Consider the following 14962-nt stretch of genomic DNA (forward strand, 5'->3'; position numbering starts at 1 on the left):
GACATTTTATCCTATGAAATTTAAACTTAACATTGATGACATCATGGTCATCGATTATGCCGGAGCACGCTTGTGAATTTGGCGTTCAAGATCGGATTGGCACTGTTTTTGGTTCTTGGCTCGGCAATTGCCATGACCACAGTGCTAAATTTTTTGCGTTTCGACCAGACCCTTCATCATCTTTTGGCGCAGCGATTGACAGTGGTTCTCTCTGAAACGCAACGCGATATTGTTTCTGGTCTCGACCTGGGTCTTCGCATCGAAAATATGGAAAACCTCGACGCCATGCTTGGTCGGCGTCTGGGGATGTCCTCGGATATTCAAGCGATACAGGTATTGGACTGCAATGGCTCTGTCATTGAATCCCGGACACCACCGGGCCTTTCTGCTTCGGTTGCAACAATTCCCTTTACGCCCGCACCAGAAGATCAATGGCAAAGTTTTGACGGCAACCGCGCGATTGCCGGAACACTTTTGCGCGACAGCGTCGGGCAGTGCGCCGGATATATTCGTCTTATCGCCGATATTTCCGAAGCCACAGCCAAACTTTCGCACGCCTCGACCAAAATGTGGCAGGCGGCCTTGTTCGGTATGGGGGCAATTATCCCGGTTCTGATTGTTTTATTTATCCTGATGCGGCGGCGTCATCGCGTGTTTGTCGAATTGAACGAAGACTTTGAACGTGCCCTCGATGGACAGCCGCCCCGCGTTCCCGCCCATGACGGGGATGTGCTGACAGCCGGCGAAATGAGTATGATTTCCCTGTACCGCGATATGCGTGATCAACTGTCCAAAACATCCCCGAACGAGACATCCGCAAGTGATGCGGATTCATCGTTTGTCGATGATCAGGACCACAAAGGTAAAAACGCATGACAGAAGCGCATGTTCGGGCCCGTACCGGGCTTCTGCCAAAGGGAACCATCTGGGTTCTGCTGCTCGTCAGTGTGATCGCGCTGTTCATTGCGCTGATTGGCATTTCCTGGCGCGCTGCCGATCTGGCACGCGAAGACCTGCGCGGGGAAACTGTCAAAAAGGCGACAATTGAAGCCCAGGTTCTTGCCGAAAAAATTGACCGGGCAATCAGCCTCGGCATCCCGCTGGACGGAATAGTCGGTTTCGGTGATCTGGTTACAGGCATGCAACAAGGCGACCCAGACCTTCTGTTCGGTGCCATCGTGTCTGCAGAGGGTCAAATCCTTTTTAGTGGTGGTCTGGCGTCGTCGGAATTCAGTCAAAGCCTGTCATCACCGTCAGGCGATGAGAAGCAAAGCCGGTTTATTCTGACACGCATTCCTCTGGAATTAACGACTGCCGCAACAGGCGACACCACCACGCCCCCCGGTCTTGTCATTGGGCATGATCGCGCGGCTTTGATGCGGCCCTTAACCGATAACCTGTTCGATATCGGAATTATTCTATTAATCGCACTGGCACTGTCCTTTGAACTGATGCTGCTTGTTCTGACAGTCAATGTCACCTTGCCGGTCAAGGTGGCAAGCCGGGTTCTGGCAAATATTCATGCTCGTAAATTTACATTGTTGCACGGGCAAAGTTCACGCGACGATATCGGCCTGTTCATGGGGCGGATCAATTCACTGGTCACCAGCACAGCCCAAAAAGCCGGCATTACCCCGCATTCCGAACGCGAAGTTCGGTTGGTCGGGGTGCGGTTGCTGGCGTTCATGTTCATTCTTGCCGAAGAACTCGCACGCCCCATCATGCCGACCTATTTCAATGAACTCTCGGCACATACCATGGGCGGGCAACTCGGTGCCGGTACGGTTATGGCGGTGCATTTGCTGATGGTGGCAATTGCCATGCCGTTATGCAGCCTTGTGCAAGGCAAAGTTGGTTCATTGCGTATGTATCTGATCGGTGCATTTCTGGCAACGGTCGGGTTGTTGGGGACCGCAGGTGCTGTTGGGTTTTGGGACCTTATCGTCTGGCGCGCCTTGTCCGGGCTGGGTTACGCCACAACCTTTGTTGCCTGTCAAAGCTATGTGCTCGATGCCACCAACGACCAGAACCGGACGCAAGGCACGGCAATGATGGTCAGCGGGATCATGCTGGCCGACATTTGCGGCCCGGCAGTTGGCGGGATTATCGCCGGATTTTTTGGCGCGGAATTTACCTTTGCCATGGGGGCCGGGGTTGCTGTCGTTGCCGTGGCGCTGGCGTTTTTCCTCATGGACAGCAAGGTGCGCGGCGACAAGGCGCCACCGGTGCCAACCCGGGCCGCCTTTGCTGCACTTTTAAAAAACAGGCCCCTGCAAATACTGGTGCTGTTTGCGGCCATGCCCGCCAAACTGATCCTGAGCGCATTTTTATATTATCTGGTGCCGGTTTTGTTATTGCAGGATGGGGCAACCATCGCTGAAATCGGCCGGGTTATTATGTTGTACGGGCTGGTTGCTTTGTTATCGGGCTGGTTCGCAGCACGCTGGACGGACCGTTCGAAAAAGGAAACCCGTGCCGTGGGCATTGGCGGCGTGGTAACAGCGGTCGGCTTGCTCATGGCCGGTTTGTATCCAATTGATATCGTAGTGGCAATTGCGGTTGGTATGCTCGGGCTGGCGCAGGCCACATCGATCCCTGCACAGGTTTCAGCCAGCCTTAAACTCAGCCGCGATTTTACCGACAAACACGGCACCGGCCCTGTTCTGGCAGTGTTACGTCTGGCAGAAAGGTTTGGCGGTGCCACCGGGCCATTAATTGCGGCAACGCTGGTGCACTATTTCAGTGCAGGTCAGGCAATTCTTTATCTTGGTTGCGGGGCGGCCATTTGCATTGTGTGCTTTGAAGTCCTGATTGGACGAATGCCGGTTGACCAAAACCACGATACGCCTTCTGCCAAATCGGAGGCCGCGCAATGATCCGCTTTCTTGTGTTTGTCCTCATGGTCTTGATGTCCGTTGTTCCAGTAAGTTCTGCGCACGCGCAGACGGCAAACAGTGCGCCATCGCCTGATCATCCGTTTCGTATTGCCATGATCTTGTGGCGTGGTGAAACCAAGGTCGAAGAAGGGTTCCGCAGCTATTTTCACAGCCGCAACATCCCTGTCGATTTTCAGGTTTACAATATTGATCGCAATATCGCCGCCATCCCCGATGTCATTGCACAAATTCGCAAAAACCCGCCCGATCTTGTTTATACATGGGGAACAGGGGTAACGATGGCGACAGTGGGGCGATATGACGATGTTGACCCTGTACGCAACATTTCAGAATTTCCGGTCGTATTTGTGATGGTTTCCGCCCCCTGGAAAACAGGCATCGCCGCACCGGTCGGGCAAACGCGCCCGAACGTTACCGGCGCCAGTCACATTGCCCCGCTGGCCGCGCAAATCAATGCCATTCGTGCGTATCGCCCCATGAGCCACCTTGGTGTGGTTTACAATTTGCAAGAAAGCAATTCGGTCTCAAACATCGCTGATCTGAAACTTCTGGGCGAAGAAATGTCGTTTGAGGTGCTTGCAGCCCCGCTTGGGCAAACCGGCGAGCCGGACCCGGCACGTATTCCCCAGGCTGTGACCGATCTGGCAAAAAAAGGGGCGGATTTCCTCTATATAGGTCCCGATAATTTTATCGGGACCTATCGCGATGTTTTAACCGATTCCGGTTTCGCCAATGGTCTTGGCACTTTTAGTGCAACCGAACTCGAAGTGCGCGAAGGCCACGCGATGTTCGGGCTGGTTAGCCATTATGACCTTGTGGGTCGTCTTGCCGCCAGCAAGGCCGCAGCCATCCTGATGGACGGAGCCCGTCCAGGCGATTTGCCAATTGAAACGCTGAACCGGTTTTCCTATCTGATACGCTTGTCAGCCGCGCAGCGGCTAAAACTCTATCCGCCATTGCCGCTGCTTGATTATGCAGAAATTGTGCAATGACAGATATCATTCGTCTGGGCCAGGGGCATCTTGGTGCCGTCATTGACCTTCATCACAAGGTGTTGAGCCTGCTGCCTGCAGGCCTTGCTGCACAGGAAACAGATCGTTTCTTTGCCGATCATATCTCGGATTGCGGGCAAATTTACGGTGCTTTTAATGGTGAAAACTTAATCGCCTACAGTATTCTGGGGCTGCCGCGAGCCGGGGATCCCAATTTTGGCACCGACCATCAGTTACCATCAGACCAACTTGCCGATGTCGCCCATATTGACGGTGTCGCCGTTGCCCCTGCCTGGCGCGGGCAGGGGTGGCACCGTAAAATGATTGATCACAGGCTGGCCACCGCACAGGTACATGGACGCAAGATTATGCTGTCAACCGTCGCACCGGGTAATCTTCCCAGCTTGCGCAGTCTGATGTCTTGTGGCTTTACCATTTGCGGCATCATCGAAAAATTTGGCGGTATCCGTTATTTGATGCGGCAAGATGTGTCCGCTGGCACAAATTCGCCCCCGGTTTTGGCCGCGCAGGAAACTCTCACCACAATAGACTGGGTGAACATTGACGATCTGGCGCGTCAACGCGCGTTTTTCGCACGCGGTGCAATCGGTGTGAGCTGGAACATCGAAAATGATCAAGTTCAGATCGGGTTTATCGCCAGTTGATCAATTGATCTGGTGGTATTTGCGCTGGGGAAGGTTGATGATGTTGTTTTCGTTGGCAGCCTGGGCATTACGCAAGACATACTTTGTCTGCCAATCGCACGCATGTTTATCCGTTTCCCAATAACACGCCGCACCTTTATGAAAAGGCAGGAAATTACCTTTTGTAAACATATCGTCTGCCGTAACACTTGAAAACATCGGCATCATTTTGCGCAAATCATCAAGATGTTCGTGCACGATGCGCGTCAGCCAATATATCACATAGGGATTTGCCGGTTCATACGCGATCAGCGATGCCTTGAAACCGAAAGATTTAATTGGCTTGTCCTGCCCTTCATAGGTATTGGCGGGCAGAACCTGATTAAAGAAATAGCTGTTTTGGCGCACCAGCTCTTCGGTTGGCGCACCGCCCATACCCACAACCGTTGCGTTGCAGCCCAAGGTGTCCTGAATGGGGGGCGCGGGGTGACCAATCCACAGGCCAAACGCATCGATATACTTCCCGCAAATGCCAATACCATTGTAATCCTGGGCCACGCCATAAATCTGACCAAGATCTTTCTCGCCGATATTGTATTGCTTTAAAAGCTGAAGCCACAATGCCCGCGAGGCCGATCCCTCCGGGCCGATATTGATGCGTTTGTTACGCAAATCCGCAATTGAATGAATACCGGCATCCTTGCGAACAACCAGTAGCCCCATTTCATCGTGCAACGACATCACAGACCTGGCACCCGGTATCGGATTAACACCGTTTTGCGCTTCCCAGTTGGTATTTGACTGAACAATGGCCACCTGTACGCGGCCTTCTTTCATCAGTTCGATATTACTGCCCACGCCCTGTGACCGCAGGGGGACGCAATGCACGCGATGTTCGGCATAGGTCTGGCGCATCAATTCGCAAATTTTTGCGGCCACCTGAAAATACACACCACTGGTACTGCCGCTATAAATTGCAATGTAATAGGATGGCAATTTATCACCATCCTCGGAAATCTGCTGGGTAACGCCGCCCACGCCCATGTAATCCTGACGATATTGTGACAGCGGAATGGCATCGGGCTTATAAATCAGCCCGTTAATCATTTCAGATTTGTCACGCGTTGTTTGCAAAAGCTGATCGTCGAACTGGTCAATATTGGTTTTAACGACCTGTTGGGTCGACAGACGCGGAGACAGATCGCTCGCTTCTTCAATTGCCGCAGAATTCGCCAATGGTGCCATGGCTGGCGAAGACGCCGCCGGGTTGTCCCCTTGCGCATATGCCAGAGAAACCGGACCGGCACATACCAACACAATCACGCTGGCCAAAAGGCTGTTTTTAAAAGGCCAGAACATGTTTCCCATTTTTTCCCACTGCATTAATCAGCTTGATAACCCCCGGTTGCCGCAACAAGTTTAATGGATCGTGGCACTTCCCGTCGAGGCTCAAGATGCGCCATCGGTGGTCGTCTGTCAATTTCGGGGCGGGGGGCAAACATGACTTCCCAATTGCATTTTCACTGTTCGCCATACCGCGAGAATGATGATATCACCTGTGAAGGAGCCGTTTAGCGGCTGCTTTTGGGGCAGAATGGTTGCGATCATCAGGGATGATGTTCCATCCCGTCGGAATATATTTGGGGCAGATCTAAATTGGTGAACGAACCGATCATGGGCGTTGACGCCCTCATACCTGGTAAAGAGGAAATTTACCGGGCGCTTGAACTGATTTCGAGCTGGGGAGAATACCATCCAAGCCCGTTATTGTTTGCACCCGGTCTCGCACAGCATCTCGGTATCGGAGCCGTTCTGATCAAGGATGAAAGCAAACGCTTTGGCTTTGGCGGGGTGAAGGCTCTGGGGGCGCCTTACGGGTTAAAGCAGCAATTGCTCGACCTCGGGCTGGTGCCGGGCAGTGCAGATTGCACCCGCTTTACGGCCGTTGCGGCCACCGATGGCAATCACGGGCTTGCGCTGGCATGGGCGGCAACAAAATTTAACTGCCGGGCGCGCATTTATGTTGGCAAGGATGTCAATGCTGGCCGGGTACAGCGCATCCGCGATAACGGTGCCGAAATCGTGGTAATCAATGGCACCTATGACGACGCTGTCATCGCGGCTGAAAATGCGGCACGTGATCCGGACGTACTTTTGATTACCGACACCGACTATCATGGTGGCATCAAGGTAACCCGCGATATCATGGCAGGGTACGCTGTAATGGGCATCGAATGTGCCCGTCAACTGGCCGATACACGCCAATGGCCCAGTCATGTTTTCTTGCAATGTGGGGTCGGGGGCATGGCGGCAGGCTGTGTCCTTGGCCTCTGGCATGAAAGCGGGCGCAAACCCGATGTTATTACAGTTGAAGCCACCGAGGCTGCCTGCGTTAAACAAAGCCTTGCCGCCGGTGTGCCGGTCTCGGTCTCTGGCCAGTTGCTGACCAGAATGGTCGGCTTGTCCTGTGGTCGGCCAAGTCTTCCTGCATTCGATACCCTTAAAACCGTTGCCCGCGGAAGCGTCGCAATCGACGATACCACTGCTTTGACGGCGCAAACCGCGCTGACCAGAGGGGTTGGGGGCGACGGCCCGCTTGATTGTTGGGATACTGGAATCGCCGGCCTTGCCGGGCTTTGGCATGTCGCGCAAAATCCTGCTTTACGGGTGGGTTATGGTCTGGATCACAACAGTACGGTGCTGGTCGTAAACAGCGAAGGCCCGATGCCAGCCCACTATGCCCGGCCCGCAGAACTGCTTTCAACTGATGCGATGACTGGACAGCATCCAAGGCCGCAGCTACAGTCGTTAGAAGAACCGGCCCAAAACTCAACATCTTAATGGCCGGACCGAGGGGGACTGCAAACCAATGAAGTTGCTTGATCTGTTGTCGTCAGGGGATAACAGGCTGTTCACCCGGCTGACGATTACTGGTGGCCTTGCGGGCGGCGGCAGTGCGGTTCTGCTTGCGATTGTCAACGCAGCTGCCGAACAGATTGAACGCGATGCTGTCGACGAGGTGAACTGGTTCCTCGCCGGTGCCTTTATTGCTGTGGCGGCCATTTATTTTCTATCCGAAATCTATCTGGTCGCACGGATCGGGGCACAAATCGAAAACGGCATTAATCGTGTCCGCACCCGGTTGCTGGACCGCTTGGCCAATGCTGATTTCGCCCGGATCGAACGTTTCGGCCAGACCCGCCTTTACGAAAGCATCACCCAAAGCAGCCAGATCATTTCGCAAAACTCACAACTGCTGGCCCATGCTTTCCGCTCGCTGCTGCTTGTGGTGGCGGTAATGCTGTATGTGTTGTGGTTATCGCCCTTGGCCTTTTTCCTGATTGTTGCCGTAATCGCGATCGGAACAACAATCTATCTGCGGATGGGCAAAGAACTTTCGGCCTGCTATCACAAACTTGGCGAGGCCGAAAACAATCTCTTTGAACGGGTTGCCGATCTGTTTTACGGCATCAAGGAAGTGCGAATGTCGTCAGCGCGCAGCAACGCGCTCCATGTTGCTTTTATGGCAACATCGACAGAGAAAGAAGACATTGCCATCAAGGCCCACGACCTTACTTTCCGCCAGCAAATCATGGGCATGATGGCCTTTTACATTCTGCTTGCGGTGATCGTCTTTATCGTGCCGGTATATTCGCCCAGCTTTTCCGGCACTGTCATGAAGGTCAGCACGGCAGTATTGTTCATGATCGGCCCGATAAGTTCAGTCGTGCAAAGCTGGACTGTTCTGGGGATGGCCGAAAGTGCGGCCATCCGCATGTCCACCCTTGATGCCGATCTGCTTGACATGGCCGAGCCCATCGCCGATGGCAACGATGCGTTGGTCCGGGACGATTTTTCACACATTCGCTTCCATGAAGTAACATTCAGCTATGCACATCATGACCCGTATCACGGCTTTGAATTAGGCCCGATAACCCTTGATATTACCCGCGGCGATCTGATTTTCATCACGGGCGGCAACGGCTCTGGAAAGTCAACGCTGATCAAGTTGCTCACCGCTCTTTATCGTCCGACCGAGGGACATATTGAAATTGACGGTATGCGCCTTGGCCCGCAAAGCATCGAGGCCTATCGCAGTCTCATTGCCACCGTGTTTTCAGATTATCATCTGTTCTCGCATCTCTACGGGCAGGGCGAAATTAATCGCGATGAAGCGTCGTTCTGGCTGCATCTTTTTGAACTTGATCATATTACCGGCATTGAAATACCGCCGCCACGTGAAGCCCCGCAGGGCGACAATGTTGCCAAACCGGCCGAACATCCCCGGTTTGTGCGCAAGGATCTGTCCCAAGGGCAAAAAAAACGCCTGGCACTGATCTCCGCCATCCTGGAAAAACGACCTGTTCTGGTGCTCGACGAATGGGCTGCCGATCAGGACCCGCATTTCCGGGAAAAGTTTTATCGTGTCATTTTGCCGGAACTTAAAACCCGTGGTCAAACTATTGTTGCGGTAACCCATGACGATCATTATTTCGATGCCGCGGATCGCCGCCTGCATCTCGATACCGGACAATTGCGAGACATCACCGCAAGTTCTTCCGTCACCCCCGATGGAAGGGTATAAATCGTGATTTTGCTGAACCTGATCCGCGAAAGAACAAGGGTAAGCCTGCGCGGTGTCTCTATGCTCACGGCGCTGTCCGGCATTGCAACCACCATGATCCTGATGGTGGTCAATATGGCTGCCGAACAAGCGGCCGAAGGGCGGGTTAGCCTCCGGCTCCTCGCCTTGATGGGCGTATCCTTGCTGGCGTTTGGCTGGTCCCAACGGCAATCGGATGTCGTCGTCGCCCGCGAAGCCGAACATATTCTCCACAATTTACGTTTGCGCCTGTTTGATAACGTGCGCAAGGCCGGGCCAGACGTTCTTGCCGATATCGGGCAGGGGCCACTGCAAAACGCGCTGACCCAGGAAATGCAAACCGTTTCCGCATCTCTGCCTGTGATCCTTACCGGGATACAGCAAATGGTATTGCTGGTTTTTGTCTGCTTTTATATGGCGTGGCTGTCGATACCGGCGTTTCTCATGGTGATGGCATTTACCGTAATTGCTGCAGCGGTTCATTTGCACCGTGTGCGCAAGGTCAGCAGTGCGACACGCGACGCTCAGGCAGAAGAAAACCAGCTGTTTGGCGGCCTGACAGACCTGCTGCATGGCTTCAAGGAAGTTCGGATGAACCGGAGGCGCCGCAATGGCCTGATGGCGCAGTTGCACGGCCTTTCGGATCGCACCCGCATTGCAAAAACAGCCATCAAACGTCAATGGGGCCGCGAGTTCGCCTTAATTCAGCTCGCGTTTTACGTCATGATGGGGCTGATGGTGTTTGTGATACCGCTGTTCACCACCGATTACCATGACGTCGCCACCCAGACGACGACAGCAGCCCTTTTCATGATTGGCCCCATTGGAACGTTACTGTTTGCCATTCCGTCCTTTGGCAACGCCGAGGCCGCCCTTACCGAAATTTCTCGGCTTGATGACGCCTTGACCACGGCGAATGACGGGCAGGTGGCCCCAAATAGCAATGTAACCGACGCCGATACGGCAGCACTTCCCGCCAAAGATGCCATCAGCCAAATTGCCCTTCGCGATCTGTGCTTTGCCTATACCGGTGGGGTCGAAGGGCGCGGGTTTGCCCTCGGCCCGTTGAATGCAACATTTAACCGGGGCGAAGTCACCTTTATCACTGGTGGTAACGGGGCCGGAAAATCTACGATGATTTCGCTTCTCACCGGGCTGCGTGTGGCGAACAGCGGGGGCATCACCCTGGATGATGTGCACATAACAGACGCCAGATTGCAGGCTTATCGCGATAATTTTGCAACCGTTTTCACCGATTATCATTTATTTGGTGAACTTTACGGCGTTAACGCGGTTGATCCGGCACGCGCCGAAGCCCTGCTTGAAAAAATGGAAATTGCCAACAAGGTCAAACTGGTTAATCACGCATTTTCAACAACCGATCTGTCACAGGGGCAACGCAAACGCCTGATGCTGATTACGGCCATGCTCGAAGATAAACCGATCCTCGTGCTCGATGAATGGGCGGCTGACCAGGACCCTCATTTTCGCAAGATATTTTACGAAACCCTGTTGCCCGAGCTGCGCGATCAGGGAAAAATTGTTATTTGCGTCACGCATGATGACCGGTGGTTCCACATCGCAGACCGCCTTTATCATCTCAGAGATGGCATGTTTGAAGGATAAACAACCCGGATCCTCTGACCTGAGGACCAATCAAAATACTCTATAATATATCTTATGACAAATAACGATATCAATCCTCAAAAAAATCGCCAATATTGGAATTCTCATCAACCTCATTCAGTTAGATGTTTTTGCCGCCAAAGTCCCTGCCTTAATCACAACTATGACGTGTTTTTTAACCCGGCAGCGAAGGTCCGATCGCACACGAACATTGTAATTTACTAATTTTTGATATAGCTCAATGAATTGGGATGATTTTAACTATAGCAATAAATCCAGCTTCAAGATCCTCTTATACTTAAAACTTTCCCTCCTTCACCCACCGGAGGCATTTTCATGCCCTCTTCCCCAATGCCCCGTCACCTTGGGCAAAATTTTCCCGTTTTAATTGTTACAGGAACAAATCATCCCGATAGCCCGCTGGCAAACCGCGCGCGCTTGTTGATAGATGATGTTGTTGCGTCCGATTTAACCGTTGACCTTGTTCACAGCGTGGCCGAGGGCGCTGCCTATATTGCCGCAACACCCCAAATGAGCTGCGCGATATTGGGCCTGGATCATGAGACGGAAAACTTTGACGAGCTTGAAGCACTGGTGCGAGCAATCCGGCGCCATGGCCACTATCTGCCGATTTTCATCGCCACATCGCGCACGGCAATTGGCCGCCTTCCCGTCTCGCTATTAAAGGAAACCGAAGGGTATATCTGGCTGTTTGAAGATTCCCCGGCCTTTATCGCCGGGCGCATTGTTGCCGCCGCACGCCGGTATCTCGACACCGTATTGCCGCCTTTTTTCGGGGCGCTGGTCAATTTTTCCAAAACCCACGAATATTCCTGGCATACACCGGGCCATACAGGCGGAACAGCCTTTCGTAAAACTGCAGCCGGCAGCGCCTTCCTTAATTTTTACGGCGAAGAAATGTTGCGTTCCGACCTTTCGGTTTCGGTCGGCGAACTGGGCTCGCTTAATGATCATTCTGGCCCGTTAAAAGACGCCGAAACATTCGCGGCTAAAACGTTCGGCGCGGATTTCACGGTATTTTCCGTTGGCGGTAGTTCCGCCAGCAATCAGATGGTATTGCACGCCTTTGTCACCGATGGGGACGTGGTACTGGTTGACCGTAATTGTCACAAATCGTTGAACTACGCGCTGAACATGACCGGCGCTGTCCCGGTCTATTTGATGCCACGGCGCAATCGCCGGGGTGTGATCGGCCCGGTCCCGCGCGAAGAAATGACGCCAGAAGCGATTGCCGCCAAAATCAAGGCAAACCCCTTGGTCAGAAAGGGTCAGGAAAAGCCCGTTCTGGTAGTTCTGACCAATTCCACCTATGACGGGTTATGTTACGACATCACAACAACAACCCGACTTTTAGGCCAAAGCGTTGATCGCATTCATTATGACGAAGCATGGTATGGCTATGCCCGTTTTAACCCGATTTACGCCGGGCGGTTCGGCATGCACAACGAACCCCGCCATCCCACCGACCCGACAGTAACCGCAACACAATCGACCCATAAACTGCTGGCCGCCCTGTCTCAGGCGTCAATGGTGCATGTGCGCCAGGGGCGCAAGCCCATCGACTTTGCCCTGTTTAACGAAGCCTTCATGATGCACACATCGACATCACCGCAATACAGCATCATGGCATCAACTGACATCTCGACAAAAATGATGCACGATGCCGGCCCGGCCCTGACAGATGAGTGCATTCGCGAAGCCATTGATTTTCGTCAGGAAATAGGCCGCATTGGTCAGGAACTTCTTGGCAAGGACAGCCACGGCTGGTGGTTCGAAACCTGGCAGCCTCAACAGGCTGGGAAAGCCGCTTTTGTTGATGCAAACCCTGACGACCTGACGACAGAACCGAAACTTTGGCAACTGGATGCCAAGGATGGCACCTGGCATGGCTTTGGCGATCTCGGGGCTGGCTATTGCATGCTTGATCCGATCAAGGTGACACTGCTAACCCCTGGAATTGATGCCACGGGCAGTCTTGAAAAAGACGGCATTCCAGCCGCAATTGTTTCGGCATTTCTCGATGCACGCGGCATTGTTGTCGAAAAAACCGAGCCCTATTCCATCCTGGTCCTGTTTTCGATGGGTATCACAAAAGGCAAATGGGGCTCGCTTGTTAGCGCACTGCTTGAGTTCAAGGATGCTTACGACAGCAATGCCCCGCTGCAAGAGGTCCTCCCGGCCCTGACCAGTTCTTTCCCCGAACGCTATCAGGGATTGGGCCTTAAAGAATTTGCCACAGAAATGCATGCCTTTCTGGCAGACACCGCCCTTTTGGATCATCTTGATGCGGCCTTCATGGAACTGCCCGTCGCGGCAATGACGCCACGCGATGCCTATAATCAAATGGTCAGAGGCGATGTCGAAAGACTGCCGGTTTCCAAAATTATGGACCGGGTGCTGGCCGTACAAATTGTCCCTTACCCGCCTGGCATCCCTGTCTTGATGCCCGGTGAAAAAATCACCCGCGTTTCCAAGTCCATTCTCGACTATCTGTCGGCAATGGAAAAATTTGATACCCGTTTTCCCGGTTTTGAACACGAAACCCACGGTGTCGAAACCGACCGCGACGAACGGGGCCTTCCGACCTATCACACATATGTCCTGAACAAATCCGGCGCCTGATCGACCCGGAAACATCATTTCCTGACCGAATGGATATGCGGGGAGTGAGCATGATCAAGGGAGTTTTCCATGACTGACAAACCCACCATTCACGACACCAATCCTGACACCCGAAAGCTCGGGCTGGCCGGTCTGGTTGCTGTGGTTATCGGCTCAATGATTGGCGGTGGGGTCTTTAACCTGCCGCAAAACATGGCATCAGGTGCGGGCCTGATTGCCGTGGTTGTAGCCTGGATTGTTACCGGCATCGGCATGTATTTTCTGGCCAACTCATTTCGCATTCTGGCCGATGAGAAGCCCGAACTCAGCACCGGCATTTATGCCTATGCCCGCCATGGTTTTGGCCGGTTTATCGGCTTTGAAATGGCATGGGGCTATTGGCTTTCGGCGGCATTTGGCAATGTGGCCTTCGCCGTCCTGGTCATGCAAACCCTGAACTATTTCTGGCCGGTTTTTGGCGACGGCCGCAACTGGCAATCTGTTGTCGGTGGCTCTGTCTTGATCTGGTCGATGAATTTTCTGGTTTTGCGCGGTGTGCGACAGGCAAGTTCGCTTAATGTTGTTGCCACCGTTGCCAAAATCGTTCCGATTATCCTGATCCTGATCGTCACCGCAATTGCTGCCCATTGGGACCAGTTCACCTTTGACGCCTGGGGGACAGAACAGGGGTTGGGCACAATTGTTGACCAGGTCAAAGGTACCATGATGGTCACATTGTGGGTGTTTATCGGCATTGAAGGTGCTGTAGTCATATCGGGACGGGCGCGCAAACCCGAACTGGTCGGCAGTGCCACCCTGATCGGCCTGATCGTCAGCCTGATCATTTATGCCCTGATCTCGCTTTTGCCCTTTGGCATTATGACCCAGGCACAGTTAAGCGCCCTGCCCAATCCCTCAACCGCCTATATCCTTGACCAGATCGTTGGCGGCTGGGGGGCTGTTGTTGTCAATCTCGGGCTGCTGGTTTCTGTTCTCGGGTGCTGGCTGGCATGGACCATTCTGGTTGCCGAAGTTCCCTTTGCTGCGGCCTGCGACGGTGTTTTCCCTAAAATGTTGTCGCGGGAAAACAAACAGCACACACCTGCCCCGTCATTGTGGCTTTCCAGCATCGTCATGCAGGTAACAATATTTGTTGTTCTCTATGCCCATGATGCCTGGATTTTCCTGATCAGTATTACCGGTGTCATGGTGTTGCCGCCTTATGTTGCCAGCACCCTTTATCTGTGCAAGCTGGCTTTCGCCCCTGAATTCAAAACGGTCGGTATTTCATCGCGTAATGCCGCCATCACAACAGCAGTTCTGGGCACGGTCTATTCCTTGTGGCTTCTTTACGCCGCCGGTCCGACCTACTTTCTGATGTCGACAATCGTCTATGCACTTGGCATTCCGGTATTTTGGTGGGCACGCCATAGCTGGGAACCCCATGCCCCGGCGTTCCACCTTGTCGAAAAGGTCATTGCCGTTCTGATGACCGTGCTTGCCATAGTTGCAATCTACCTGTTTGCCAGCGGCCGTATCGGACTTTGAGACATTTCATGCCGGGCGCAGTCGTTATCT

At 53.3% G+C, this 14962-nt stretch carries 10 protein-coding genes; 9 read left to right on the forward strand and 1 reads right to left on the reverse strand.

Annotated features, from left to right (window positions below; translation table 11 throughout):
• Nucleotides 1–72: 72 nt before the first annotated feature.
• The 4 genes from TMES_RS16885 to TMES_RS16900 are packed head-to-tail and all read left to right on the forward strand — an operon-like array spanning nucleotide 73 to nucleotide 4554.
• Complete coding sequence (locus tag TMES_RS16885; protein ID WP_085584704.1) at nucleotides 73–876, forward strand: hypothetical protein; 804 nt, start codon at nucleotides 73–75, stop codon at nucleotides 874–876.
• A complete protein-coding gene (locus TMES_RS16890; protein WP_085584706.1) occupies nucleotides 873–2876 on the forward strand; it encodes an MFS transporter in 2004 nt (667 codons plus the stop codon). The genes TMES_RS16885 and TMES_RS16890 overlap by 4 nt, the downstream gene beginning before the upstream one ends.
• Entirely contained in the window at nucleotides 2873–3889 is a 1017-nt protein-coding gene (locus TMES_RS16895) for an ABC transporter substrate-binding protein (protein ID WP_085584708.1), read from the forward strand. The genes TMES_RS16890 and TMES_RS16895 overlap by 4 nt, the downstream gene beginning before the upstream one ends.
• Entirely contained in the window at nucleotides 3886–4554 is a 669-nt protein-coding gene (locus TMES_RS16900; RefSeq protein ID WP_085584710.1) for a GNAT family N-acetyltransferase, read from the forward strand. The genes TMES_RS16895 and TMES_RS16900 overlap by 4 nt, the downstream gene beginning before the upstream one ends.
• On the opposite strand, the gene TMES_RS16905 is transcribed toward TMES_RS16900, so the two are convergent.
• Nucleotides 4555–5892: a TAXI family TRAP transporter solute-binding subunit gene (locus tag TMES_RS16905; protein ID WP_158091265.1), complete on the reverse strand. Its 1338-nt coding sequence runs from the start codon at nucleotides 5890–5892 to the stop codon at nucleotides 4555–4557.
• Nucleotides 5893–6192: 300 nt separating this feature from the next.
• On the opposite strand from TMES_RS16905, the gene TMES_RS16910 reads away from it, so the two are divergent.
• The 5 genes from TMES_RS16910 (at nucleotide 6193) to TMES_RS16930 (ending at nucleotide 14932) form a co-directional block, all read left to right on the forward strand.
• Entirely contained in the window at nucleotides 6193–7374 is a 1182-nt protein-coding gene (locus tag TMES_RS16910; RefSeq protein ID WP_143589700.1) for a diaminopropionate ammonia-lyase, read from the forward strand.
• Between the two features lie 28 nt (nucleotides 7375–7402).
• Entirely contained in the window at nucleotides 7403–9118 is a 1716-nt protein-coding gene (locus TMES_RS16915) for a cyclic peptide export ABC transporter (protein ID WP_085584716.1), read from the forward strand.
• Nucleotides 9119–9121: 3 nt separating this feature from the next.
• On the forward strand, nucleotides 9122–10762 hold the full coding sequence (locus TMES_RS16920; RefSeq protein WP_143589701.1) for a cyclic peptide export ABC transporter: 1641 nt from the start codon (nucleotides 9122–9124) through the stop codon (nucleotides 10760–10762).
• 336 nt (nucleotides 10763–11098) lie between these two features.
• Nucleotides 11099–13405, forward strand: a complete 2307-nt coding sequence (locus TMES_RS16925) for an Orn/Lys/Arg family decarboxylase (RefSeq protein WP_085584720.1) — start codon at nucleotides 11099–11101, stop codon at nucleotides 13403–13405.
• 69 nt (nucleotides 13406–13474) lie between these two features.
• Entirely contained in the window at nucleotides 13475–14932 is a 1458-nt protein-coding gene (locus TMES_RS16930) for a basic amino acid/polyamine antiporter (RefSeq protein ID WP_085584722.1), read from the forward strand.
• Nucleotides 14933–14962: the final 30 nt, after the last annotated feature.

The sequence above is a fragment of the Thalassospira mesophila genome, assembly GCF_002115755.1.
In the GTDB taxonomy this organism is placed as follows: Bacteria; Pseudomonadota; Alphaproteobacteria; order Rhodospirillales; family Thalassospiraceae; genus Thalassospira; species Thalassospira mesophila.

Bases quoted from the DNA above. Each gene is read 5' to 3' on its own strand.
- TMES_RS16905 (WP_158091265.1), bottom strand. From the start codon at position 5,892: ATGTTCTGGCCTTTTAAAAACAGCCTTTTGGCCAGCGTGATTGTGTTG.
- TMES_RS16890 (WP_085584706.1), top strand. From the start codon at position 873: ATGACAGAAGCGCATGTTCGGGCCCGTACCGGGCTTCTGCCAAAGGGA.
- TMES_RS16895 (WP_085584708.1), top strand. From the start codon at position 2,873: ATGATCCGCTTTCTTGTGTTTGTCCTCATGGTCTTGATGTCCGTTGTT.
- TMES_RS16915 (WP_085584716.1), top strand. From the start codon at position 7,403: ATGAAGTTGCTTGATCTGTTGTCGTCAGGGGATAACAGGCTGTTCACC.
- TMES_RS16925 (WP_085584720.1), top strand. From the start codon at position 11,099: ATGCCCTCTTCCCCAATGCCCCGTCACCTTGGGCAAAATTTTCCCGTT.
- TMES_RS16930 (WP_085584722.1), top strand. From the start codon at position 13,475: ATGACTGACAAACCCACCATTCACGACACCAATCCTGACACCCGAAAG.
- TMES_RS16900 (WP_085584710.1), top strand. From the start codon at position 3,886: ATGACAGATATCATTCGTCTGGGCCAGGGGCATCTTGGTGCCGTCATT.